This is a genomic window from Fimbriimonas ginsengisoli Gsoil 348, from assembly GCF_000724625.1.
Classification (GTDB): Bacteria; Armatimonadota; Fimbriimonadia; order Fimbriimonadales; family Fimbriimonadaceae; genus Fimbriimonas; species Fimbriimonas ginsengisoli.
This window is the reverse complement of the sequence record NZ_CP007139.1, coordinates 1,692,036-1,717,207: the sequence shown is the minus strand read 5'-3', so window position 1 is coordinate 1,717,207 and position 25,172 is coordinate 1,692,036. Positions and strand designations below refer to the sequence as shown.

22 protein-coding genes are annotated in these 25,172 nt (G+C 60.7%); 13 read left to right on the top strand and 9 right to left on the bottom strand.

All coding sequences use genetic code 11. From position 1 onward, the window contains the following. Positions 1 to 216: 216 nt before the first annotated feature. Entirely contained in the window at positions 217 to 1,674 is a 1,458-nt protein-coding gene (locus tag OP10G_RS07840) for a M1 family metallopeptidase (RefSeq protein WP_158409174.1), read from the bottom strand. 446 nt (positions 1,675 to 2,120) lie between these two features. On the opposite strand from OP10G_RS07840, the gene OP10G_RS07835 reads away from it, so the two are divergent. Further along, on the top strand, positions 2,121 to 2,849 hold the full coding sequence (locus tag OP10G_RS07835; RefSeq protein WP_025226442.1) for an ABC transporter ATP-binding protein: 729 nt from the start codon (positions 2,121 to 2,123) through the stop codon (positions 2,847 to 2,849). Continuing rightward, positions 2,849 to 4,528, top strand: coding sequence for a putative ABC exporter domain-containing protein (locus OP10G_RS07830; RefSeq protein ID WP_025226443.1), 1,680 nt, complete (start codon positions 2,849 to 2,851; stop codon positions 4,526 to 4,528). Before OP10G_RS07835 ends, OP10G_RS07830 begins: the two co-directional genes overlap by 1 nt. A gap of 13 nt (positions 4,529 to 4,541) precedes the next feature. On the opposite strand, the gene OP10G_RS07825 is transcribed toward OP10G_RS07830, so the two are convergent. Both OP10G_RS07825 and OP10G_RS07820 read right to left on the bottom strand, forming a co-directional pair. Further along, positions 4,542 to 5,948, bottom strand: coding sequence for a DUF1800 domain-containing protein (locus OP10G_RS07825; RefSeq protein WP_025226444.1), 1,407 nt, complete (start codon positions 5,946 to 5,948; stop codon positions 4,542 to 4,544). Positions 5,949 to 6,070: 122 nt separating this feature from the next. Continuing rightward, entirely contained in the window at positions 6,071 to 6,268 is a 198-nt protein-coding gene (locus tag OP10G_RS07820) for a hypothetical protein (protein WP_025226445.1), read from the bottom strand. Positions 6,269 to 6,478: 210 nt separating this feature from the next. Between OP10G_RS07820 and OP10G_RS07815 the strand changes: the two genes are divergently transcribed. Continuing rightward, entirely contained in the window at positions 6,479 to 6,970 is a 492-nt protein-coding gene (locus OP10G_RS07815) for a Fur family transcriptional regulator (protein ID WP_084178898.1), read from the top strand. Positions 6,971 to 7,099: 129 nt separating this feature from the next. On the opposite strand, the gene OP10G_RS24250 is transcribed toward OP10G_RS07815, so the two are convergent. The 6 genes from OP10G_RS24250 to OP10G_RS07785 form a co-directional block, all read right to left on the bottom strand. Beyond that, entirely contained in the window at positions 7,100 to 8,704 is a 1,605-nt protein-coding gene (locus OP10G_RS24250) for a trypsin-like peptidase domain-containing protein (protein WP_025226447.1), read from the bottom strand. A 52-nt stretch (positions 8,705 to 8,756) separates the two neighbouring features. Further along, the gene (locus OP10G_RS07805; RefSeq protein ID WP_025226448.1) at positions 8,757 to 9,899 is read right to left on the bottom strand and encodes a sigma-E factor regulatory protein RseB domain-containing protein; all 1,143 of its coding nucleotides are present in this window, start codon (positions 9,897 to 9,899) and stop codon (positions 8,757 to 8,759) included. Next, complete coding sequence (locus tag OP10G_RS07800; RefSeq protein ID WP_025226449.1) at positions 9,886 to 10,383, bottom strand: anti-sigma factor family protein; 498 nt, start codon at positions 10,381 to 10,383, stop codon at positions 9,886 to 9,888. The genes OP10G_RS07805 and OP10G_RS07800 overlap by 14 nt, the downstream gene beginning before the upstream one ends. Then, positions 10,373 to 10,972, bottom strand: a complete 600-nt coding sequence (locus OP10G_RS07795; protein ID WP_025226450.1) for a sigma-70 family RNA polymerase sigma factor — start codon at positions 10,970 to 10,972, stop codon at positions 10,373 to 10,375. The genes OP10G_RS07800 and OP10G_RS07795 overlap by 11 nt, the downstream gene beginning before the upstream one ends. A gap of 397 nt (positions 10,973 to 11,369) precedes the next feature. Then, complete coding sequence (locus OP10G_RS26200) at positions 11,370 to 11,648, bottom strand: hypothetical protein (RefSeq protein WP_144241044.1); 279 nt, start codon at positions 11,646 to 11,648, stop codon at positions 11,370 to 11,372. A 268-nt stretch (positions 11,649 to 11,916) separates the two neighbouring features. Next, positions 11,917 to 13,206: a hypothetical protein gene (locus tag OP10G_RS07785; RefSeq protein ID WP_025226452.1), complete on the bottom strand. Its 1,290-nt coding sequence runs from the start codon at positions 13,204 to 13,206 to the stop codon at positions 11,917 to 11,919. 220 nt (positions 13,207 to 13,426) lie between these two features. Here OP10G_RS07785 and OP10G_RS24245 point away from each other — a divergent pair, with 220 nt between their 5' ends. From OP10G_RS24245 to OP10G_RS07735, 10 genes are all read left to right on the top strand, one after another. Continuing rightward, positions 13,427 to 13,996 carry an FG-GAP repeat protein gene (locus OP10G_RS24245; RefSeq protein ID WP_144241043.1) on the top strand — a complete coding sequence of 190 codons (570 nt, stop codon included), beginning with the start codon at positions 13,427 to 13,429 and terminating at the stop codon, positions 13,994 to 13,996. Continuing rightward, positions 13,993 to 16,014 carry a DUF3160 domain-containing protein gene (locus tag OP10G_RS07775; protein WP_025226454.1) on the top strand — a complete coding sequence of 674 codons (2,022 nt, stop codon included), beginning with the start codon at positions 13,993 to 13,995 and terminating at the stop codon, positions 16,012 to 16,014. The genes OP10G_RS24245 and OP10G_RS07775 overlap by 4 nt, the downstream gene beginning before the upstream one ends. Next, a complete protein-coding gene (locus OP10G_RS24240) occupies positions 16,011 to 17,111 on the top strand; it encodes a CapA family protein (protein WP_025226455.1) in 1,101 nt (366 codons plus the stop codon). Before OP10G_RS07775 ends, OP10G_RS24240 begins: the two co-directional genes overlap by 4 nt. Positions 17,112 to 17,145: 34 nt before the next feature. Next, the gene (locus OP10G_RS26725; protein ID WP_025226456.1) at positions 17,146 to 17,679 is read left to right on the top strand and encodes a hypothetical protein; all 534 of its coding nucleotides are present in this window, start codon (positions 17,146 to 17,148) and stop codon (positions 17,677 to 17,679) included. A gap of 103 nt (positions 17,680 to 17,782) precedes the next feature. Beyond that, positions 17,783 to 18,427, top strand: coding sequence for a hypothetical protein (locus OP10G_RS26720; RefSeq protein ID WP_052547614.1), 645 nt, complete (start codon positions 17,783 to 17,785; stop codon positions 18,425 to 18,427). 345 nt (positions 18,428 to 18,772) lie between these two features. After that, a complete protein-coding gene (locus OP10G_RS07755; RefSeq protein ID WP_025226457.1) occupies positions 18,773 to 19,456 on the top strand; it encodes a vWA domain-containing protein in 684 nt (227 codons plus the stop codon). Beyond that, positions 19,453 to 20,172: a PP2C family serine/threonine-protein phosphatase gene (locus tag OP10G_RS24235; protein ID WP_025226458.1), complete on the top strand. Its 720-nt coding sequence runs from the start codon at positions 19,453 to 19,455 to the stop codon at positions 20,170 to 20,172. Before OP10G_RS07755 ends, OP10G_RS24235 begins: the two co-directional genes overlap by 4 nt. A gap of 3 nt (positions 20,173 to 20,175) precedes the next feature. Then, entirely contained in the window at positions 20,176 to 22,128 is a 1,953-nt protein-coding gene (locus OP10G_RS07745) for a protein kinase domain-containing protein (RefSeq protein WP_025226459.1), read from the top strand. Positions 22,129 to 22,160: 32 nt separating this feature from the next. Further along, on the top strand, positions 22,161 to 23,402 hold the full coding sequence (locus tag OP10G_RS07740; protein ID WP_025226460.1) for a TCR/Tet family MFS transporter: 1,242 nt from the start codon (positions 22,161 to 22,163) through the stop codon (positions 23,400 to 23,402). A 53-nt stretch (positions 23,403 to 23,455) separates the two neighbouring features. Beyond that, complete coding sequence (locus tag OP10G_RS07735) at positions 23,456 to 25,117, top strand: stalk domain-containing protein (RefSeq protein WP_025226461.1); 1,662 nt, start codon at positions 23,456 to 23,458, stop codon at positions 25,115 to 25,117. The last annotated feature ends 55 nt before the right edge of the window (positions 25,118 to 25,172 follow it).

The following is a 25,172-nucleotide window of genomic DNA, read 5'->3' as shown; positions in this document are numbered from 1 at the left end:
ACCCCTGGTGCACGGAAGTGAGGTGGCCGGATGAGATCGACAAGGAGGGGTAGTGGCTATGGAGCGAATGGTCGTAACGTCCGAGGCTGGCGACCGGTGGAATGCTCTCTCATCCAAACCGAAAGAGCGAATTTGCTAGCTCTTCTTAATCGAATGCACGGCCGTTGTGACCACTTCCCGCCGGTGAACCTAATTTCGACCTGGTACCGCGCGGCGCTACTTCATCATCTCTGACTTCACGTAGTAATTTCGGTCGACCGTGAACGAACGAATCGGCTCGACAAACTTGAGGGTTGAGAGGGTTTCCCTCGGACTTATCTCTCTCGCCTTGCCGTTGATGCTGACCCGGACTGGCATGTCGAATCCCGGCACGACTCGGTCCCAGCGGAATGAAAGCTGGCGCCCCTCTATCTTGTACTGCAGCATCGGCACCTTGGTGGTGCGCAGGTATTGATCGAAGACCTTGCTCAGGTCGACTCCCGCGTGGGCGGAGATGTAGTTCTCGACTTGCCGGGACGTAACCGTCTGGTGCCAGAAGTCGCGTTGGAGACCCTGCAGGATCGAGCGCCACTTCTCGTCGTTGCCGACGATCTGCCGGATGGTGTGCAGCATGTTTCCACCCTTGGGGTACATGTCGCCTGACCCTTCCCGATTGGCTCCGTAGATGCCGATGATCGGCTTGTCGTTCAGGATCATGCTGCGGGTGCCGATCACGTAATCCTGACCGGCCTTCTTACCCCAGTAGTACTCCACGAACAGGCTCTCGGCGTAGTTGGCGAAGCTCTCGTGGATCCACATGTCGGCCGCGTCTCGCATGGAGAAGTTGTTCCCCCACCACTCGTGCGCGGATTCGTGAACGATGATGAAGTCGAATTTCTTGCCGTAGCGGCTGCCGGGGCTGGGGTCGCTCTCGCGGTAGCCGTTGCGGAAGTAATTGCCGTAGGTCACCGAGCTCTGGTGCTCCATACCGGGGTACAGCACCGTGACGAGTTTGTATCCGTCGGCATACCAGGGGTACTTGCCGAACCAGTGCTCGAATGCCTTGAGCATCCGGCGCACTTCCTTAAAGGTCTTCATCGCCGCCGCCTTCTGGTGCGGCAGCACCCAGTAGCCGAGGTCTAACGTGCCCCCGAGGCCCTGGTAACGGTCGGTCCAGCTCACGTACTTGCCGATGTTGGCGTTCACGCCGTAGTTGTTGATCGGCGACTTGACAAGCCAGTGGTAGGTCTTCGTCTTTGCCTTGGGGTCATGATCGACTCCCTTGAGACGACCGTTCGATACATCGACGAGGTCCTCCGGCACGGTCATGTTGATGTTCATCCCGCGATCCGGTTCGTCGTAGCCGATGTCCTTGTTGGGCCACCAGGCACTGGCGCCAAGCCCTTCGCAGGTTGTGTTGATGAACCAGTCTCCGAGATCGTCTCGTCCCCAAGTGATCCCGCCGTCCCAAGGCGGATTTGTGGCAACTTTCGGTCGACCTCCGTAGTGCACCTCGATCTTCCTTTCCGACCCGGCCGGAAGGTCTCGTTCGAACTCGACCCAGTAGACGTTCCCCTCGCGCTCAAACGTGAGCGGCCGCCCGTCCTGCAGCACCTTCGAAATGGAGAGGGGCGCCTGCAGGTCGATCTGCATCTTATGTCCGGGCTTGAGGACTTTGAATGTGATCAAATTCACTCCACGAATGGAGCGCGTGCGCGGGGAGAACGCAATCGAAAGATCGTAATGCAGAACATCCCACTACGCACGCTCCGGAGTGATGCTGCCGCGCAGTGTTTCCTGCCTCGTGATGGGCGCATTCTGAGCTTGCCGCGGCGCAAGGACCGGTGGGCCAGCTAGGAGGATCAGGGGAAGAGGAGTGAACATGGTGGACGGTTCTAAGCGAGACCACATTACCTGCCGAAACTCGTAAGCCTTGGCGACAAGTGCAAGGCTCAAGTTCACTCCCTTCGCACGTGTTGGAGGCGAGGGCAATTTACCGTCCCGACCTGCGCGATTTTTCTTGGAATCGAATGGAACTAGTGCATTCTTGTCTACTTTTTACATCGACCAGGCGCTGCAGCCGATAGCAGGTTCACCCGACGTTCGAACCGGCCCCCTTCCTGGTAACGTCCTCGTCAGGCATGTTGCAGGTGCAGAATCTCTCGAAGCGGTTTGGAGGATCGACCGCGGTCGAGGATCTCTCGTTTACGGTGAATGCTGGGGAGATCGTCGGCCTCCTCGGCCCCAACGGGGCCGGGAAGACGACGAGTATCCGCTGTATCGCATCACTCCTTCAACCCACCTCGGGACGCATTCTGCTGAATGGCCACGATGTCGCCGAGAACCCGGTTGCCGCCAAGCGAGCCCTCGCATTCGTCCCTGAGGTTCCCAATCCGTACGAGATGCTCACCGTGATGGAGCACCTTAGGTTCGTCGCCGCCGCGTACCGAATGGAGGATGAGCTCAAGAACGCGGAGGAGATTCTCACTCGGCTTGACCTTTGGGAGAAGCGAAACGAGCTCGGAGCGTCGCTCTCAAAAGGGATGCGGCAGAAGCTCGCCTGCGCATGCGCTTTTATCCACCAAGCCCAGGTGTTTTTGTTCGACGAGCCGCTGATCGGACTCGACCCCAAGGGGATGCGCGAGCTGAAGAGCATGATCATGGAGCGGCGCTCGCAAGGCAACGCGATCCTAATCTCCACCCATATGCTCGACACGGCGGAACGGCTCTGCGACCGGGTGGTTATTCTAAACCGAGGCCGTCTGATCGCCGAGGGGACCGTCGAGGAGCTTCACCAAAAGCTGAGCTCTGGAGCGGATGTGACTCTCGAAGACATGTTCCTGCAGCTCACCGAGGAAGTGCCGGCGTAATGCGCGCGATCGCGCTCCTGAGCTTCTTCAAATTACGGAACTCGCTCCGAACGGCTTTCACCGATCCCCGGAAGCTGATTCCCCTGATCATTCTCGTCGGATTTTTCGGACTGAGCATTTTTGTCGGCTCGTTCGGAGGGGGAGGCGCTCCCCCATCTCAAAACGCCGCCACGCTGAACCCGACGGCCTTGCGGGTGGTCGCGACGCTGACGATCATTCTGTTGGCGCTCGCAACCGTCGACAGCGGTTTGGGCGACGCGCTTCTGGCCCTTAGCCGAGCGGATGTCGATTATCTATTCCCGTCCCCGGTTTCCCGACGGGTGGTGCTGGCATACCGGCTTCCGTCCCTCTTGTTCAGTGCGCTCTTCCAAGGTTTCTTCCTGCTCTTCGCATTTAAGATGGCGACGAACATGGTGACCCCTAGCGCCCGCGACATGGGGCCCGAGGTTTCGCCCGGGTGGGTGCCGACGGCGGCGCTCGCCCTTTGCGTTGGGACCTATCTCAACCTGGCGCTTTTCGTGGCGATGGCGGCGCCGAGCCGGCAGGTGATTCGCAAATATCATACGGCCGGAATCATTGGGTTCGCCCTGATCATGGCGGCGATCGGTTGGCAAAAAGGTTGGGCGGGGATGTCCGCGGCGGTCGACTCCGCCTTTATCCGGATCTTGTTTTTCCCCGTGACCCTGGCCTCCGATGCGTTGGTGAGCTTCGCTTTCCACCGGCCGACCGGCGCCTCGATCGGCTGGCTCTTGCTCGCGTATCTAGGCTCTTTTATTCCTATGTTCGCGACCAATGCCAATTGGTACGAGCAGTCGATCGTCAGCACCGACCGGATCGCTTCGTTCCGAAAGGCCGCCCAAGGGGGCTACGCCTCGATGATGGCTGCGAAGGCGCAAACCCACCAGCACCGGGCGCGAAGGGAATACACCATTCGGCCATTTGGCGAGGGTGCAGTGGCGCTATTTTGGGCTCACCTTTGCGCAGCGGGGAAGCGCCCGACGGCAAACTTCATTACTCCCCTCCTAATCGGGGTCGGAATCGGGCTTTTTGCCGCGGCCACCCAGGCGCAGGACGCGGCGATGGCTTACGTAGTTCTAGGGGTCATGTGCCTCTATGGCAGCATGCTTTTCCTCGGGGCCGCCCGCACCGCTTCCGAAGCGGCGGTGCGCCGGCGCGAACTGGTGGCTCCGTTGCCGATCCGCGGCTGGGAGAGCGTGTCCGCCGACCTTGCCGTTCCGATGGTCTCGCTATTATTGTTTTCCTTCGGAACCTCGGCGGTCCTACTCGTCGCTCGAGTGGCTTACATGCCGCTGGTGGTCTTCGGTCTTCTCGTCCTTTTCCCCTTGCGAACGGCGGCCCGGATGGCCCTGCAATACACGCTCGTGCTTGGCTATCCCGACTTTTCCGACAAGCTCCAACAGTTGCTCGGACAGTTCGCCTATTGGCTCTTTGCCGCGCCCCTCATCGCCGGAGAAATCGTTCTTTGCCTGCCGGCGATTTTCCTCAAGTCGCTGTGGTTAGGCGCGGTGACGTTGGCGGCGTTTGAAGGGGGCCTCGTCTTCCTCCTCGTCGCCCTCGCCGGAAAGGCGTCCGAACGCGCCGTCGCCACCGGCGAGCCGGTCCGAATCTTCTCCATCGTGGGGATCCGCCGGAAAAAGAGGCCGGAGGTAAGGGCGTGACCACGGCGCAACGTTAGCCGAACTGGAAGTCCGGGGTGGCGAAGATCAGACGGGAGACCAAAGCCGCGACCTGATTGGCGTTTTCCGGCGTCAGTTGCCCTCCGGATACCTTCGTCGCCGCCGCGATAAGCGCGGCGCGCTTGTCGGCCTTTATCGGCGCGTCGAAGATCGACAGCAACTTATCCACAACCGCATTCGGCGTTGTATCGTCTTTGAGGAGTCCGTAGGCGGGGTACCGAAGCTCGAGCTTCGCAGTTTTCCCTTGGCCAAAGATCTTGTCGGACCACTCGATCCGCTCCACCACCGTGGCCGAGGTAATCCAAGATTCACCTGTGTTCCATCCGGCCACGTCCGGCGGATACATGAGCCACATCCCCATCCCCTTCATAGATAGCTGCGCAACGTGAGCGGGAGCAAGGACGCCGCGAGGAACCGTTTCCCCGGCTGCGACCGCGCCCAGCCGGCGGGAAACCTGCTCCCCCACCCCGAGCTGACGCAAGGTGGCGACGCAGAAGTCGACCGGATTTTTAATCACCGTCCGTTCGGCGCGAGACGAGTAAAACTCACTCGACTTCATGATGTCTTTGATGAGCGACTTGATGTCCAAGCCGCTCTCGCGGAATCGCTTCGCAAACGGAGCGATCGTCGCCGCATCCGGTTGCGGCCACACAAACCAGTTCCAAATCTTGGTGGTGAGGTACTCCGATGTTCGCGGTTGGTCGCAGAGGATGTTCAGAACGTCGTCGCCGTTGAAGTTTGAGCTGTTCCCCAAGAACGTCTTGATCCCATCGTCGTGGACGAGCGGACGGAACAAAAACTCGGCGGGAAACCGCTTGCCCAGCTTCTGTCCCTGGCCGCGAAGCGACCAGCCGGTGAACGCCCGCGCTCCCTCCTGAACGTCTTTCTCGGTGTAGTTGCCGATCCCCAAAGTGAAAAGCTCCATCACTTCGCGGGCGAAATTCTCGTTTGGGTGTCCCTTCACGTTCTGCTGGTTGTCGAGCCAGTAGATCATGGCGGGGTCCTTGCTGACCTCCGTGAGAAGGGTCCGGAACGAACCCAGCGCGTTCTTGCGCATCAGTTCGTTCTGCTGGAGCATCATCATCGTGTTCGCAACCTTGCTGGCGCTCGTCGCGAAGTGGTCGTGCCAGAACAGAGTCATCTTCTCCCGGAGCGGCCGCCGGGTCATGATCATCCGGGTGATCCAGAGGTCGATGACTACCGGGGTCGGGAGAATCCCGTTGTTGTTCAAAAACTGCTGGGGATCCAAGTCGACCCCGTCGGGGATCGAGTCGTCGAGGAGGCGGTCGATGGCGCCCGACATCCCATCCTGGAGATAAAAATCGATCTCTGCCTCGCTGGCGCCGAGGCCGAACCGGCGGAGTAGGTGCGCGCATTTGTCGCGGTCGGTGACGAGAGCCATGCCCGCGTTGACGACCGCGCTTCCATCCGGTTCACTCGCCGCTTTTGTTTGCCGGCGAGGGGTTAAAAAAGAAGCGGGTCTAGGTCGGAAGACCTAGACCCGGTGAGTTTTTTTGAAAAAACTTATTCGACTTCTTTTGCGTTTGACGAGGTATAGGTGGCCTCGTTCACAAATTTGTAAAGCGGCGTGCCTTCGTAGGTTGCGGTGAGCGCATAACGAGTCTGTTCACCCGTCTTGGTTTTGCGGGTCATTTTCTTTTTCCGGACGTCCGATTCCGGGATTTCAACGTGGGACCGGGTCTTCAGGTTGTAAAACTGCATTTCTCCTCCTCATTGGAAGCATGTGCTCCCTCGGTTCGGCTTGGATGTTATCACAAACGCAGGTTCAAGGGAACCTAGGCAAGATTATACGAAGATCGGAACAATAACGATGCAAGTGAGTCGGACACACAACGAGCATCGTCACCAGATGAAAAAAGCAGGCAAGGTGGAGTCAACAGTCCAAACAAGGCGTAAGCACATAATATCACCATGAGAGAAAGACGTTCCCGCGAACCCCAGGTCGCCTCTAACCAGACCATGATCGACGACGCAAAGGTATACGAAGAGCATTCGCTGAAAGAGCTGCGTGCTGCCGGATACCGCATCACGATGCCGCGTGTTCAGGTTATTCGCGCTTTGGCCGACACCAAGAAGGCGCTCAGCGCCTACGCCATCCACGAGAAGATCATCTCGGGCGGCGGCAAGATCGACGTCGTGTCCGTTTATCGGATCCTCTCTACGCTGCAGGAAGTCGGGCTGATCCACCACATTGGCGTGGTCGATGGCTACTTCCCGTGCCGTCAAGAGAATTGCCATGGCAAGCGCTCCGAAGTAATGGTTTGCGACGAGACCGGCGACGTGATGGAGCTCAAGCTTCCTCAGTCGGTCGTCGACGCCATTGAAGAGCAGGCCAAAGAGAACGGTTTCGAAACCTCGACCATTAAGGTCGAAATCACCGGCTGCCTAAAGAAAGGCCGCTAAAAGCGAGACGACGCCCGTTGCACGAGAGCCCGGTGGGAAACCCCACCGGGCTCTTTTGCGTCTCCACTAAACGAAAAAATCCCGTGCCGCTACCCGGCACGGGATTTTTTCGCTGGTCAGTCAGCGCGATTACTTGAAGGTGACCGTTCGCTCTTCCGACATCTGAGCTCCCTTTCCGAACCGGAGGAACTTGATGCTCTTCGTATCGCCGAGCTTCACGTCGCTCATAAGGTCGGTGAGCCCCTTCGCCGTCGAGATCGACTTTCCGCCGAGGGCGACGATGACGTCCCCCTCCTTAAGGCCGGCCCTCTCGGCGACCGAGCCGGGGGTGACGAGCGCAACGTAGGCTCCGTTCACGCTGGCCGGGATGCTGCGCGCTTTGCGCTCCTCGGCCGTGATATCTCCCACCGAGATTCCGAGCCTTGGCCGCCCCTCGCGGAGCGGAGGAACGGTCTCCTCGTCTTGGCCGGGATTGCCTAGCCCGGGGAAGTCCTTCAACCCGCGGAAGTCCTTTAGGTTGGGGAAATCCTTGAGATTGGGGATGTCCTTGAACGGATCCGTACCCTTCGGTAGCTGGAACGTTTTGCCGTCCAGATTTTGAAGTTGCTCGCTAACCGGGCGCTTAAACTCCGTGAGCTTCACATTGAACGTCAGGTGCTTACCGTCGCGAACGACCTCCACGGGTACTGTAGTACCTGGCGCGTAGACTAGCATCGCGTTCCGCAGGTCGAGCTGGCTCGACACCGGAGTGGTGCCGATTCGGACCACCACGTCCCCGGCTTTGATTCCGGCTGCTTCCGAAGGACCGTTGCTTTCCACCGACTCGACGATAGCGCCGCCGGTCAGCTTCATCTCCTGCTTCTGGTACTCCTTAAGGTTCTGTGGGCGGAGCCCCAGCATGCTCCGGGTGAGCTTGCCCTTTTGGGTGAGGATATCCGCGATGAACCGGATCTGGTTGCTTGGAATAGCGAAGCCGATCCCCGCGCTGACGCCGGACGGGCTCAGAATCGAGGTGTTCACCCCGACCACCTGGCCATCGATGTTGACGAGCGGTCCGCCCGAGTTCCCCATGTTGATCGGAGCGTCGGTCTGGATCAGGTCGGGGTACATCTTGTCCTCGATCGCGTTGATCCGCCCAAGGGCGCTAACGTGACCGAAGGTCACCGACTGCTGGAGGCCGAACGGGGCGCCGATCGCCATCACGGTTTGGCCGGTGCGAACCTTGCTGCTGTCGGCCATCGCAAGGGTCGGCAGATCTTTCGCGTCGATCTTGACCAAGGCGATATCGCTATCCTCGGCCCGGGTCACCTTGCCCACGAAGCGGCGTCCGTCTTTGAGCGTTACCGTCACCTTGTCGAAGCCGCCGACCACGTGGTCGTTGGTGATGATGTAGCCGTCCGGACGGAAGATGAACCCGCTCCCTTCGCCGCCGGCGATCGGGAGCCGCTCTCCGTTCGCGCCCATGTGGCGGCCGTTTCGGACCGATTCGATGTCGACCACCGCCGGCGAGACGAAGTCGGCGAGGTTTTCGTACGACGAGTCGATCGCGTGAAGGGTCGCCATGCTCTCCGACGTCGGCGCCGAAGCGACCCGCATGCGGGCGCCGCTCGTGCTCGAATAGTCGGGCGAGGCGTTCGCACTGTGAAATAGACCAGCCATGCTTACGGCGCCAAGACCGAAGCCGGCCGCGATCAGAACATAAGCGTTCGTTGAGGTCTTTAAAGGTTTGCTCATTTCTTCTCTGCTTTTCAAGATAAAGGACGCCCCCTCGAACGGGAAGGTGACCTCAGCTTTCCGTGTTAGCCCTCGGAAGCGCGGTCGATTCGAAGAAGCGATCTATTTCTGATAACGCCTCGCCAATCCGTCGTGGTTCCATATAGATCGGGAGGTCCCACTCGCTCCGATGCCGGGAGCCGTAAATGCGAAGCGCTTTTGCTTCGTCGCTCGTAGCCTGCGAGACAAATGTCTGAAGCAGCTTCTGTCGTACCTTCGGCCCGAGGTCGGAGACAATGAGAAGCTTGATTCCGTTATATTCGCCCGGCGTGCTGTCCGGAAACTCGATATCCTGCCCTTTCCACTGATAGACCGTCGCCCGCGCAAGTCCGTCGGTGAGCCGAACCATCACCGACTTCCACTCCGATCCGGGGTTGTACTGCAGCTCCTGGACTTTAAAACCCATCGGCAAACCGTTCGGGATCAAGGGCACGAACCCTACCATCGCGCGAGCCTTGATTCGGCTCATCGTCTCCGGCGGGTTGTACGTAATCTTGTGGACGTTTCCAAGCACCGCCGAGAGCTTGAACACCGAGTTCGGGAGCTTCGCCGGATATTCGATGAATTTCGTGTCGAACATCACGTTCGCACGGCCGTCGGTCCCCACGGTCTCGACTCGAAGGGGGTAGGCCGCCTCTTCGTCGATGAAATAGTTGCGGACCAACAGATCAGGGTTTCGCGGAATCGCCGTCACGCAAACCGTATTTCGCCCGGCGATCGTTTCCCGCGAGGCAATCTGAAACGTATAGTTCCGTTTCGCCAATGCGATCTTCTCGGGGGCGTCGCAAGGGGCTTTAGCGGCGGACTGTTGGTCGGTCAACTGCCGGCGGTCGGGAAAGTACATGAGCTGCCGCTCGCCGTCGTCCACACACTCACGCCCCGCAAACCGAAGCGGCTTCGTGACGACCCAGCGCTGCTTGCCGGCTTTGGAGCGAACCAGCTTGATCTCTTGAAATTGCCCTTCTCCGCGCGGATCGCGCTGGAGGGTGATGGAGACGACGTTCACCTTGAGCGTCGGCTGCATAGTCCGGGACAGCAGGTCGAACGCCCTCGATCTATGTTTTGCGCCGCTACCCGTCGCCCCGCTGCCCATGGCGACACCGGCCGCTAGGGCGAACGTGCAGCCGGCGGCGAGCAGATGACTAGCGCCGCGCATGGCTCGGACTCGAGATCACGGGCACGCCGCTCGTTGAATCAAGGCCGGTAGCCCACATCTGATCTCTTTGAACTTGGAACGCGAGGTCGTGCGAGCTCGCGGTATCGACCGACATCGGAACGGCCGTGGGACTCGATCCCGGCCGGGAGTTTGTCAACGCCGCGAAAGTGAGCGCCATCGAAAAGGCGGCAACGCTGCTGAAGGTAATAAGCGAAGCGCGCAACGTAATTCGGTTGTCTCGCTTTTCGACGTCCATCGACGTACGGCTGGAGAGCACCGCCGCGCAGAGCCGATCGGCAAAGTCGGCCGAAGGCTCGGGGACCGGGCTCTCGGTGAGCATACGCTTCAACATTTTCAGCGCTTCCGCTTCGTCGCGGCACTCGTCGCAATCGTGCAGATGGGCGCGGATGGCGAGCATTTCGTCGCCGGCCACTTCTCGGTCGAGGTAGGCCGAGAGCTGGTTCTGGACCGATTTACAGTTCATCGCAGAAACTCCCGTAGGTTTGAGGTGCGTGCTTCAACAGATGATTCCTTATCTGCTTCCGACCGCGGTGAATGCGGCTTCGCACGGTTCCGACCGACGTCCTCATAATGTCAGCGACCTCCTCGTAGGCCATTCCTTCTACGTCCGCGAGGAGCACCGCCGTTCGGAATTCCGGCGTCATCGCCATAAGCGCCTTTTGGACAGGCTCTTCTAGCGAATTCTCCATCATCACTCGATCGGGGGCGGCCTCGGTGTCCGGAAGGTCCCAGGTGGTCGTGCCGTCGCTGCCTGCGCTTTCGAGGCTGGTGGTTCGAATTCGGCCACGGCGGCGCACCATGTCGATGTGCGCGTTCGTCATGATCCGGTAGAGCCAGCTCGTGAACGGGAGCGAGTCGTCGTATCGGTGGAAAAAGCGGTAGGCGCGGAGAAACGACTCTTGGACCAAATCCTCGGCTTCGGCGCTGTTGCCGGTCAACCGGTAAGCGAGGCTGTAAGCCTGCTTATTCGTGTCCCTAATAAGTTGCTCGAACAGCGCCGTTCGATCCTGAACGGTGGTTCTAGCCCTTTCGCGTACGGCGGCAAATAACATTTCTCTGGCCTGTTCCCGAAATCGAACATACGGGCGAGTCGTTTCCTATTGTTCCCGCGTCCGGAAAAAGATACAAGACCTGCAACCGGTCGTTGCGCCGAATCTGCCTCAATTTTACGTTAGACCCTCTCCGGAGCCCCCTCCTCTTGCCGCCGCGGCAAACAACGCTTCGAATGCCTACCCCGTCCATCGCGAGCGGGAGGAGGAGGGGGTTGGGGGTGGCGGTTCCGGAAGTTAATGCCTGATTTCTGAACTCTGATGTTTGAGGAGGGGTGGAGCCCGGTGCCTCCGTGTTTGGAAACTCTGGTAACGGATTGCTCGCAAAGGTCGCAAAGGGTTTTGGCTAAGAACCGGGAGGCATTTGCCCGGCTCGCCTGTGAGTCTCAGGTGCCGCGGCTCACCGAGCCGCCGCCTTGGGTGGCGCCCCCGGCATGGATTGCAGACACCTGGCGATCTCCTGCCATCTAACTTTCCCCCTCGAATACCGCAGCGAAGCCGGGAAGGTGAGTAAAGTCGGCACCGCAACTCCCGAGCCGGCAGGGTTTCCGTTTTCATCCCGAAGGGGGCACCACTTGGCGCTTGCCTTACCGCCGGTCAGCGGGATGTGATCATGCAGGAAGTCCACCGGCGTCCAGACCGGCGATCCGTTCTTTCCGCGTTTGAGAAAGAGAATCATTGTCGACCGAACACCATAAAAGATGTCTGAATGTGCCAAGTGTCCAGGATTTGGAGTGAGGCTAATCTCTCCCAAAGTTACAGGTGTTCGAGAGCCGATCACCCTCTTGATAACCGGCATGTAAGAATTTCTGCCCGGCTCCGCCACCACGATTAGGTCCGACTCGCGAGCAATATCCGATGCCAAGGCAAAAGGGAACTTCGTCAGGTGGGCAAGAAGGATCACCGTGACCATTTGTAAATCCTGGTAGAGGTCCGGCTGACTTGTCTCACTTCGCCTTCTTCGCGGTGGGCGGTGTGGGTGGACCACTGACGAGATCGACCGTCAGTTCGACCTTCGACGGTTCCTTTTCTAGGCTCACGAGGCCGGAGAGTTTGTCCTGGACCCAGAATTCGATGCTGAAGAACACGTCTTCGCCGGTTCCTTGAAGCTCGCCGGAGTTGTTAGGGTCGGCGGTGAAGTCGTACGTATTAATTGTGCCATCCGGGTAGGTCACCTTCAGCACGGCGTTCCCGTGCACCTGCTTTCGGGAAGCGCCAATCGTGTGGAAGATCCCGGTCAACAGTCCGGACTGGGTCGCGAACTGCTCCTCATCACTGTCGTTGTCGTCCGAGACCTGGTGCGTCGTGGTGAAGCCGACGCCGTCGAGGGCGTACTTCGTGATCAGCGGCGTCAGTACGGCACGATTGGCGGTGGCGTCGACTACGGAACCGTATTGGGTGTCGTTCGTGAGCGTGCCGTACGCGACGCCGATCGGATGAGCCCATATATCCCCGTTGTCGAGCCGCCCGTCCGCGAACGCGGTCGAAACCGGCAGCTTGCGAGCGCCCGCCCCCGCGCCAGCACCCTCGATCGAGTGGCCGGATGCGAGCCACCGCCCGTCCGCGGCCTGCAGAGTAAAGGTCGCGAGGGTGTAGATGCTGACATCCGGACCACTAACGAACGTTGCCGCGAACTTGCGCCCCGGAATCGGGTGAGTATCGATCGCCCGCGTCGCCGCACTTCCCACCTTAGGCGGGCTCTGCACCACGACCCGCTTGGCAAAGTCGGCCGGTTGCCGTTTCAGAAGGGCGTTGATAAAGTCCGGCTCCGTCGTCGAGACGAAGATCTTCGGCGCGGCTCCCCAGCTTCTCGTTGCCTCCATCATTTGCTCGATGCTGCGGACATAGAGGTGGTGGATGTCCGCGCCCGCGTAAATGGCGCCCACTACCTTCCCCTTATACAGAACCGGGGTCCCCGAATCTCCCTCGCCGTCGGCCGCACCGACCGCGGGTTCGATCAGCGCTTTCTTATCGCCCCCCTCCTCGTAAGTCGAGCGCAGGAAAACGGGCCGCTCGTATACGTCGGTGCCGTGGTCGGAAATTCTTGCTTGGAGCTGCGAGTCCAGCGGAATCTGCTGCAGATCCGCCCAGCTAACCCACCCCCGCGGATTATCGGTCACGACCTTCCCCTCCGGTCGGTCGACCGGAGCCGTCGACGAGCCGCCGCCACCGCCGCATCCCGCCGCAATCAGCAACCCCAATCCCGCCGTAGAAATCCCAACCGGCTTAATCCTCATACACCCCTCTCGAATCTCCCTTGGTTATCGCACTTAGCCGGCGCTGGAGTCGGTCTTGAAGGAGGAACCTAGTATAAGTACTTGGACCATTCCGACGTCCAAGGAATTGGGGCCCTGGGTCGCGAGCTTTAGCTCGCATGCCGTGTTTCGACTTCAGTCGACGCCCGCCCGCGACCCAAATCACGGACGCCACTAGCCCAGTCAGTACACTTATCCGAGAATGGCCCCCTCACCCCCACCGCCCCCTCGAACGTGGACCGAGCCGTTCCAATATAAAGGCATTGCGTACCGGGCCGTTCTCGATCCGCAGAAGGCGGAGCCGCTACGAATCTATCGAGGGAAACGAATGGTGGCCTCCATCGCCCGGAGGCGATGGAATCCTTGGAAGCTTCAAGTCGGCGACGTGGACGGCGACGGAGCGCCCGATTTTGCCGTCGGCGTACTCAAGCCCACCCGATATATCCCGGAGCCCCACACCTCCGTTTTCTTCTACACGTTCGACGGCCGCCACCTGCACAAGAAGTGGCTCGGCTCCACCGTGGGACGGCCTCTCGTCGACTTCTGTCTAGGCCCCCGAGACCGTGGCAGAGGGCAAACCCTATGGACACTCGAAAGGACTTTCGGCGGAAAAGTTGCCGTAAGATGCCTGCGATGGTCGGGCTTCGGGTTCTCTAGCGTGGGATCCGAGAAGGTCTTAGAAACGGCCGAAAAGCTTGTTCGTTACAGAGGCAAGATCGCCGTTGTTGTGAGTGGCAAGCCCATTCGGATGGACCTCGGCGGACTGCAATGAACAAATCGAATAGCGTCCTTACTTTCGCCATTTGCCTCGCCGCAAGCACCACCGCCCACGCGCAGCGCGCCGCTTCACTCTCTTCCGATCTGCACGAGATTTCGAACCTCGCCAAGGTCAGAAAATCGGTCTTTCTCAAAGCCCCTCATCTTGCCGCGCTGCGGAAGAACATGTTCTTCACCGCCCCGTCGGACGATAAAGCGCTGTACTGGGTCTACGGATCGAACGATTACCGCGAAATCCCCAGCTTCGTCACCACCGACAACGTCCTCCAGATCTATCACACTTTCTTCGAGTCGACTCTCCGAGGCGTCGAGGAAAAAGCGCTTCTTCCGGAGCTTCGAAAACTGACGCACGACATGGTGCTTCAAGCCGAGAAGACCTACCGCGCCCAGAAGGGAACCCCGCTCGCGAAGCCGGCCCTTAAGAACCTTGCCTACTTCGCCGTGGCCGATCGTCTCTTGAACGACGGCGCGAGGGCGCCCGATACTGCCCGGGGTTTGGTCGATCTCGAACTCGGCAAGATCCAGGGTGCCACCGGACGGCAGAGATCGTCGATCTTTCCTTACGACCTGGACTATTCGCAGTTCATCGTGCGTGGCCACTACTCCCGCACCCCCGCCCTGAAGCAGTACTTCAAGGGGATGATGTGGTACGGCCTCGTCCCCTTTTCGGTCGCCCAGCGGAAAGGGCATACGGTCACGCCCCTTAGCGAGCAGATTCAGCAGGCGCTCCTGCTGGCCGACGACCTGAAAGCTTCGAAGTCCGAAGGACGATGGCGACGAATCTACGGCGCCACCGCCCTGTTCGCCGGGAAATCCGACAATCTGACGCCGCAAGAATGGAAGGCCGCCGCGTCGAGGGTCTTCAAAAGAACTTCGGACTACGGAAAGCCGGCGCTTCTGAAAACGTTCGCGACCGCCGTGTCCAAGCTCCGCCCGGCGTCGATCGTTCCGAAGTTGAAGGACGGAACGAATCCGAGCGAGGTGCAACTCCGTTTCATGGGGCAGCGGGCGATACCCGACAGCATGATCCTGCAGACGCTTTGCGATCCCGACAAGCGACCTTTCCCGAGCCCGCTCGACGTGATGGCCGTTCTCGGCAGCCCCCAGGCAAAGTCGATTCTCGACGCCCACCCATCCGTTTACAACCCGAAAGGTTGGCGGCCGTATCGATCCGAGCGAAATCGGCTGCAAGCGGCTTTCGCCAATCGGAGCCAATCGGATTGGAGTCGAGATCTCTATTCCTCCTGGCTCGATTCTCTTCGCGCCACCATCGCGAGCCCTCCACGGAACTATCCGAAATTCATGAGGAGCGACGCCTGGGGCAAGAAGTCGCTCTACACGGCCCTCGCCTCGTGGGCCGAGCTTCGGCACGATACGATTCTCTACGGCAAGCAATCCAACGCGGAAATGGGCGACGGTGAGGAGCCGGTAACGGTCAAGGGGTACGTCGAGCCGAACGTCGCCTTCTATCGACGGATGTTGGCTCTGATGCACCAGACCGCCGGCGGGTTGAAAGCGCGTGGGTTCCTGTCGAACCAGGTCGCGGACAACTTCATCGAGGCGAACAAGCTCATCGCCTTCTTGTCGAGTGTGAGCGACAAGGAGCTGGCCGGAAAGCGGCTGACTAAGGATGAGCACAACCGGATTCGGTTCATCGAAGGTGAGCTCGAGTCTGCCAACGTTGAGATCATGAAGACGGCCACCGGCTATAACACCCTTACCGAGGACGACCTCGACATGGCGCTGGTCGCCGACGTCCACACCGCCTACGGGAAAGCCTTGACGGTTGCCGTCGGCCGGGCCGACCACCTGTTCGCGGTCGTCCCGATCGACGGCAAGTTGTTCCTGGCCCGGGGAAGTACGCTGTCCTACTTCGAGTTCTTGGTTCCTTCCTCGCAGCGAATGACCGACGAGGCGTGGAAGAAGCAGCTTAACGCCGGGAAAATCCCCGCCCGTCCCGATTGGACCAAGGCGTTCTACGTTCCCTTGCGCGTCAAGACCAAATCCGATTGACGCCGATCCTCGCTGCTCTCCTCCTCGGTTCGCCGACCGCCGATCTTGCCGCGGTCGGCGACCTGATGCTGGGGCGCTACGTCGGTCGCCGGATCTCGGCCGAAGGCGTCGATCGCATCTTCGCCGACTCCGGCGACGAATTGCGGAAAGCCGACATCGCGTTTGGAAACCTTGAATGTGTCCTGTCCCGGCGGCCGTTTGCCCTCTCTAAGCAGGTCCTGCTTCGAGCCGATCCTTCCAACGCCTCCGGTCTCTCCCGCGCCGGTTTCGACATCCTCTCGGTGGCGAACAACCATTCTCTGGATGCCGGCAAGGCTGGGCTTGATGACACGGTCTCGGCGCTAACGCGAGTAGGTATCCATCCGGTCGGCTCCGATCCCCGCCCGCTCGTTCTCCGCAAGAACGGACTGCGGATTGCCTTCCTCGCCTACTGCGACTTCCCCGGTGCGTCCGGAATCTCCTATCTCGACGAACTCCGCCTGAAATCCGACATCGCCTTGGCTCGGGCGACTGCCGATGTGGTCGTGATCTCCTGCCACTGGGGAATCGAGCTGACCTCGCGCGTCACCGAGCGCCAGATCCACATCGCCACCCTCGCCGCGACTTCCGGGGCGGACGTCATCCTCGGCCACCACCCCCACGTCCTCCAAAAAATCGCCTGGCTCCCCGCCCCCCATCACCGCCGTTGCCTAGTCGCGTACTCCCTGGGAAACTTCGTCTTCGACGCAAGAACCCCCGCCGAAAAACAAACCGGAATCCTCCACATCACCCTAACCCTGGGTGGCGCGACTGCCTATAAGTTCTCCCCCTACCAAATCGCCAACGGCCCTCCGTTAAGGTGGCAGGAAAGACTCACGCCTCGTCGACAACCTGACGAAGGCGTTCGTGCTCCCACCACGGTCTTGAATTTCATCTTCCGACCGAGGTCTACCGGTGCCTCCGTCGAGGAGACCGAGGCGCCGATAACGGCACGCAGTCGAAGATTCGGGTCCCGGCCGCGACGCCAGACAGTTTTTGGATATTGCCGGTGTCCAAATCGAGGATGGAAGGATCCCCCTCCAAATACAGTTTGTGTACAGAACCCGCAAAGCAGATAGTGCCGAACGGAATCGTATCCGCGACCTGGGTTCCATGATCTCCACCGAGTTCGGTCACGGGCATGGTGAACGGTTCCAATCCCTCGAGTCCAGAGGAATTTGGGGCGACCGAGACGTAGCAGAGAAGATTTCCGTCAGGACTGAAGCGTGGGCAAACCCCGTCCACCCCCAAGAGCTCGGGGACCGTTTGACCTATTCGCATCCGCTTGAGGTCGAACTGGCCGTTGTGCGAGAATTTCCACTCGGCCAGGTAGATAAAGCGATCCTGGGGATCCCAATCGATGCCACCGAAAGGCCTTCCGGAATATATCGGTCGCGCAGATCTGCTTGCCAGATTCCATTCATAAATAGTGGTGTCCTGAGCGTAAAGGAGCCGGGTACCGTCCGGGCTTACGGTGAAGCACGAGGGCTGAACCTGAAGACTGAAGTCAACGACCCTGGTAAGACCGGTGCCATCGCGACGAATGGAATAGATGCCGGAGTCCTCGATGCTGAAGGTGCCGATAAAGTAGAGAAGCCTACGGTCGGGGCTGAAACGAGCGCCAGTAAGATTTATGAGGTGGGCTAGCGGGAGCAGTTGGTTCCCGTTCAGATCGCCCAAAACAAGATCAGCTTCACCGGTCCGTGGAATGTAGAGGGCGGTCGATCCGGGAAGAAACGGATCGCCGCCAGTGGTGCCAGTCGTTGAGCCGGTGGTCCCCGTCGTAGTTCCCGACGTCGATGTCCCGGTGGTGGTCCCAGTAGTTGTCCCAGTGGTGGTCCCCGTCGTGCCGGTCGTCGACGCAGTTGTCGTGCCAGTAGTTCCGGTCGACGTTCCAGTGGTGGACGATGACGTGGTTGTCCCCGTGGTCCCTGTTGTCGATCCAGTGGTGGTCCCGGTCGTAGATCCGGTAGTGGTACCGGATGTGCCGGTCGTAGATCCGTTAGTAGTCCCGGTCGTTCCAGTCGCTGTTCCGGTAGTGGTACCGGAGGTGCCGGTCGCTGTTCCGTTGCTAGTCGCCGTCGTGGTCCCGGTTGTCGACGCAGTGGTCGTCCCCGTCGTTGTCCCGGTTGTCGAGGAAGTTGTAGACGCGGTGGTCGTCCCCGTTGTAGACCCAGTGCCGGTCCCGTTCGTGGTCCCCGTAGCCGTACTCGTCGTGCCGGTGGAAGATCCCGTGGTCGAAGCAGTGGTCGTTCCCGTTGTCGAAGCGGTGGTAGAACCTGTCGTCGATCCCGTACCGGAAGCGGTGGCGGTCGAGCCGTGGCTCCCAGACGACCCAGTGGAACTCCCCGTGCTTAGCCCTGAAGCGGTTCCCGTGGACGAGCCACTTCCCTGACTCCCACCGCCGCCTCCACAGCCGATGACGAACAGTGCGCCGAGGCAGGCTATCGTTCCCAGATAGGGCCTCGCAAATGATTTGATGGCAATAAAATTCAAAATAAACACCCCGACAACGAGTTGTCGCTTCAGGGAAGGAAGAAAGTTCGGGCCAGCGGATCCTAATCGATCAAACGACCTGAAAGAGCTACCAACGGATACCTACTCCAGCGCTCCGAAGATACAGAAGTAAAATTTTAAAACGAATTTCCCAAAACCTCAACACCCCAACACCCGAGCGACGTTTTGGAACCCATCGCCCCTTCACGTTGTAACATGAACCAGGGACGCTGGTCCCTTAACCATGGACACGTCCCGGCACGATTTTCCCGAGCTTGAACCGCTGAGCGAGGAGATGTTCCTCAACTCCGAGCGGCGGTGCCCCGTGGTGCTCCTCCAAGACACCTCGACCTCGATGGCGCCCCACATTCACAAGGTGAACGAGGGCCTCCAGGTCCTCCGAAGCGACCTCCTTGGCGACCGCCTCGCCTCCCAGCGGGTCGAGATCGCGGTCATCACCTTTGGCCCGGTTCAGCTTATCCAAGACTTCGTCACCGTCGACCGATGGCTCCCTCCTCGGCTGCACGCGGAAGGAAACACCCCGCTCGGCCAAGGGCTCCGCTTCGCCATCAAGCAGGTCAAAGCCCGGAAGCGCGCCTATCGCGAGGCCGGCATCCCCTACTATCGCCCCTGGATCTGGCTCGTCACCGACGGCGAGCCGACCGATGCCTGGCAGGAGGCGTGTGACGAGGTGCAGGCCGAAGTCAAATCGGGCGGAATCGAGATGTTCACCATCGGCACCGACAATGCGGACGTCAACGTGCTGAAGAAGATCGGCGCGCCGCGCTCGCCCGTGTGGCTGCGCGAGGCGAGGTACCGCGAGATGTTCGTGTGGCTTTCGCAGTCGCTGAAGCCGGTAAGCCGGGGCGTTCCCGGTACCGCGCTCGACTTGCCGTCGCCGTCGGCGTGGGGCGAGATCCAGCTATGAACGTGACGACGGGCCAGTGGGCTCACGCCTACGCCCGCCGCGCCGGACCCGGCAAGACGTGCGCCGACTGGGCCGGTTGCCGCGTGATCGGGGAAACGCTGTATGCCGCCGTCTCGGACGGCGCCGGTTCGGCTCCATGCTCCTATTTGGGCTCCATGGTCGCGGTCACCACGTTCCTCGGCGCCGCCCCGCAGAGACTGGCGTCCGATGGCCCCGCCGCGGTTCTGACCGCGATCCAGGACGTCGTCGCCCTCACCGCCAAAGATCAGAACGTTCCGATCGATGACCTCGCCTGTACCCTCGTGGCCGCCGCCGTCGGACCCGAGAAGTCGATCTTCATGCAGGTAGGCGACGGCGCCGCCGTCTTCCGCATCGAAGAGGGATACGAAACCGCAATCATCCCCGACCAGGGCGAGTTTCTCAACACCACCTATTTCGTCACAATGACCACCGCTCACGAGCATCTCAAGGTGCGCGAAGTGATAGGATCTATACAGGATTTAGCCCTGTTTACTGATGGAATCCAGGGCCTTGTTCTTCATCCGGGGACCGATGCGCCCCACGAGGCGTTTTTCCAGACCGTGTTCCGAAATATTCGGGCTCCCCAGGGAAACGACTCTGCCGCCGAAGCCTGGTTGTCGAATATGCTGGCCTCCGAAATGGTGACCAATCGAACGGACGACGACACCTCCATCGTCGTCGCTCGTAGGACTTAGAAAATGCTTGCCTCCGACTACGGCCCCGGCGCGCTCCTCGCGGGAGATTCCCGCGAGTACCGCCTTGGGTCGGTCATCGCCGAAGGGGGCGAGGGGATCGTCTACCGGATCCAGGGACGCGACGACGTCGTCGCCAAGCTGTACAAGGAGTGGGAATACACCCGCGACGCCAAGCTCCACGGCCTAATCGACGTTAGCAACAAGCGGTTGCGGCGCGTCGCCGCCTGGCCGCTGAGCCGCCTTTGCGACGCCGAGGATAAAACCGTCGGCTTCGTCATGGAGTCGCTCGAGGGCTGGCAGCCGCTTCACTCCGCCTATCAGATCCGATCGCGTCTTCAACACGCGCCGAACCGATCGTGGGCATACCTCGTGCGTATCGCTCGTAACCTCGCGACTTGCGTCCACCACGCCCACGACCACGATCTAGTGATCGGCGACCTCAACGAGTCGAACATCCTAGTGGGGCCCGACGCGATGGTGAAGATCATCGACGCCGACTCGTTCCAGATCCGCGTCGAGAACACCCTTTACCCCTGTAAGGTCGGCAAGCCGGAGCTGCTCGCCCCCGAATTGCAGGGGCAATCGCTCGAAGGGACGGAGAGAACCGCCGACCAGGACCGATTCGCGCTGGCGGTCCTCATCTTTCAGACCCTCGTCTTCGGACGGCATCCGTTCGCCGGGCGGCCCGAACGGGACGTCGACGTCCCGCTGGAAGAGTCGATCCAACGCGGCTGGTATGTGTTCACCGACCGAAGGCAAGTGCCGGTCGCGCCGCCCCCGCACCTCGATCTGGATTTTCTACCTCCCGAAATCAAGGAGCTGTTCGAGCGCGCCTTCGACCCCGCGGAGCCGGTCCGGCCGAGCGCCCGCGAGTGGTTCGGCGCGTTGAAGGAGTTGGAGGGCACGCTTGGCGCCTGCGACGTCAATGGCAGCCACGTCCACTGGAACGGTCAGCGTCGCTGCCCCTGGTGCTCGCTTGAAGAGAAGTGGAACGTCACCCTCTTTCGCCCCGCTCCCCTCGATCCCCTCTCCGCCGCCGACTTCGACGTCGAGGAAGTTTGGAAACGGCTGGTCGCCCTTCCGTTTCCCAAGGTCGAAGATCCGCCCGCGCCCATCGACTACAAACAGCTTGCCCCCGCCGAGCTCCCTGGGTGGCAAAGGTGGATCGTCCGGCCGATCTTGGCTCGCGGCGTCCATTCCGGGTTTTGGGTGATCTATCTGTCCATCGTCTTCGGGCGAGAGCTGATCCGGATCGGACCGGCGGTCCAGATTCTGCTGGCGCTCGCCATCGTGATCTTCGTCGTTCAGTGCTTCTTCGTGGAGCGGGTCCGCCGCCGCGTCCGCAAGGCGAACGATCGATTGGAATCGCTCTGGAAGGAGTGGACCTCCAAGGCTGACGCGCACGTGTACGAGATGCGCCTGAGCGACTTGAATACCCTGAGGCACGGACTACTAAACAACCACAAGCGATACGAGACCGCTCGCGAAGAGCGGGTGCGCCAGCTCCACCGGGCCGACCTGGAGCACTACTTGAGGAAGTACTCCATCCTCGCCGCCGATTCGGCCCAGGGGCGTAGCAAGCTGTCGCAATTGCACGACCGCGGAATCGAGACCGCCGCCGACATCGTGCCGGAGAACCTGAAGCGCGTTCGCGATTTCGAATCGCAGCTATGGAACGACCTACTCGTGTGGCGCCGCGCACTGGAAGATCAGTTCTGGCACGCCTCCACTTACGCCCTCCCCCCGCACGAAGAACGATCGATCTTGGAAAAGATCCACCGGGAGGATGTGGCAATGCGGCGGGAGCTGCTTTCCGCCCAAGAAGAGCTCGTCGATTTGGCCGTCCGGCTCCGCGAGCGACAGAACGAGCTTCGCGCCCAGGCCGAGCCGTTCAGAGAGCAGATCCGGCAATACGGCCCCACTCTTGTCGCCTACGAGCCGACCGTTAAAGCGTAGCGTCCGGTTAGATCGGATATCATCTCCGGTTCATGGCCAGCCTTCAGGCGAAACGAGACCAACGGCCGGCGGGGCTCGCATTCATCTTCGTCACCCTTCTGATCGACGTGATCGGGTTCGGGCTGATCATCCCTGTGCTGCCCAAGCTGGTCGGTCAGCTTGCCGGTGGGCCGCACGAGCACCAGGTTCGTACCTACGGGGTCTTGCTTTCCGTTTACGGCCTGATGCAGTTCCTCTGCGCCCCGATCCTGGGCAACTTGAGCGACCGGTTCGGCCGTCGCCCGGTGCTGCTCATCAGCCTCCTCTTCACCGGATTCGACTACGTCATCCAGGCCGTGGCCCCGGCCGTCGGTTGGCTTTTCCTCGGCCGGGTGATTGCGGGCATTACCGGCGCCAGCTTTACCGCCGCCACCGCCTACATCGCCGACGTCAGCCCGCCCGAGAAACGGTCTCAGAACTTCGGAATGGTCGGCGCCGCCTTCGGACTCGGCTTCATCGTCGGTCCGGCGTTGGGAGGCCTGCTTGGATCCTTCGGACCGCGGGTGCCTTTCTGGGCCGCCGCGGTGGCGTCGGGGGTGAATCTCCTCTACGGCTACTTCGTCCTGCCGGAATCGCTGGGAAAGGAGCATCGCCGCGCGTTCGCCTGGTCGAACGTCAACCCCTTCAAATCGCTCAGCATTCTGGCGCGCAAGAAGTGGGTGATGATGCTCGCCGGGACCGCGGGAATCCTATGGCTGGCCCAGCAGGTTCCGCCCAGCGTATGGGTGTTGTACACGCAATACCGATTCCACTGGGCCGAGCGCGATAACGGTCTATCGCTGGCGCTGCTCGGGGTCTGTTCCATGATCGTCCAGCTTTGGCTGATCCGCGTGCTTCAAGCGAAGTACGGCGACGTCGGCCTTATCTGGATCAGCCTCCTCTTCAACCTGATCGGCTTCGTTGCGATGGGCAGTTCCAACAGCGGCTACATGATGCTCATGTCGATGGTCGTTTGGACCACCTGCTTCGTCGGCGGGCCCGGCCTTCAGAGTCTGGTGTCGCAGCAGTTCGACGAAACTGAGCAGGGAGCCGCTCAGGGAGCCCTGACCGCGATTCAGAGTCTGACCGGGGTCATCGGTCCGCCGATCTTCACCGTCGTCTTCGGCTACTTCACCGGCCCCTCGCCGGTGAAAATCCCGGGCTCTCCCTTCTTCCTGGGGGCTCTCTTCACGGTCATCGCCGCCCTCATGGCCCGTTGGGCACTTAGCCATCGCCCGAACCCCGCGACCCACTAGGCGGCCAGCAAACTCGCCATCCGCCCTCGAGACAGTATCATCAGGGCTCCCTAATGGCGCTTTCATTAGTTTCTTGCTTACTTGCCTTGGCATTCAGCGGCGGCCAGGCCGGAACTCAGCAGCTTATCGGCAAAGCCGGTCAGACCGGGGCTTCTGTAAACGGCGCATCGGCGAACTACTCCACTCCGCCCGTCCAAATCCAGGGCCGGACGATGGTGCCGCTTCGCGAAACGCTGACGATGCTCGGAATGTCGCTCGGTAACAGCGGCGGGTTTCAGACGGTCGGCTCCCTTCAGTTTTCGGGGACCTTCAACCAGATCCTTCTCGGTGGTTCCTCGATCCCACTGGACGGGAATCTTGTGCAACGCGGGGATACGATGTTCATCAGCGCCAAGCTGCTCGCCGACGGAATCGGGGCGAAGCTTAGGGCGGGCGAAGGGGGTGAGTTTTACATCACCCTCATCCGGGAGAGCGGCGGCGATCCGGCGCTGCCCCAGCCGAGGTTCACCACGGACAAGGACTCGTACGGCATCGGTGAGCCGGTCAAGGTGGAGGAGTTCTCTTTCCACCCCCTCGGCGAGCCGTTCGGGCTTCGTTGGAGCAATCTCAAGCCGGCTTACTACAAGCCGGGTCCGGTGACGATCGCCTTAGATGCGGTGAACGGATCGGGACGCGGAAACCGGCTTACGCGCACGATTACGATTACCGACCGAGTCGTCAATTCGCCTTTGAGCTTCGCCGTGAAGTACGGCGAAGTCGGAGACACGCTGGACGACAACACCCTGGCGCGCCCTACCCTGCCGCGGCAGGACGTGGCGTTTGCGGGTCCGAAATTCTTGTTCTCCGACTCGCCTGAAAGCCCGGAGCGCGTGGGGCTGCTCTACAAGGACACCTTTGACGGCGAAGCCCGGCTACTGGCGTATCACATGAACAACGCCTCGGTGGTCGCTCGCCTGTACGTCGTTGCTCGAAATGTATCGGATGCTCCCGCGACGGTTCGCACGGCGCGGATCGGAGATACCGCTCCGGCGCGGGTCGAGGGGGTTTTGGGGCAGGTGACGCTGCTCTCGTTCCTGACTGGCCGCCAAGATTCGCGGATTCAGCTCGGTGCCGGCGAATCAGCGCTTATCTACGTTTCTCCGTTGCTCGCGCCTCGAACCGGAGCGAGTCTGATGGCCGACCTCAGCTCGGATCGAAAGATCGAATTGACGGTGGCGATGGGGATCGGGGAAGATGCTCTATCGACGGATTCGCTCCTCGCCCTAGCGCCCTTGCCTGCCGACACGAACCACGTTCGTGGCACTTTTCCGAGCGCGGCTCGCCGGTTTACCCTCGACCTGGCCACGACGCTTCCCGCCAAGGCGATCATCGGCGACCCAGGCGACGACCCGGCCGAGGAAGGACAGGATGTACTGAGCGGCGCCAAGGTCTCCCTCTCCGGTAATTACGGGGTGACCTACGAAGTGACGCTGAAGAACGCCGAGGGCGTTGTCGGAGCGATCGCCCCTCGAGGCGGCCTGTATAAGGGGGTCGTCACCGTGGAAGAGGTTGAGACTGGACGCAAGGAGATCGTGCGCTTACCGCGTTCCGGCGTGCTCTCGACACCGAACCAGCCGATGATCTTCCTCCGCTCCGGCGCCAAAACCGTCAAGCTCGGCTTCATCCCCGCCAGCGGCTCGCACCTGCCGGTCCACCTCGCTTTCTACCGACCCTAAATACAACGGCGGTTAGCGATAGGAACAACCGCTAACCGCCAACTGCTAACCGCTA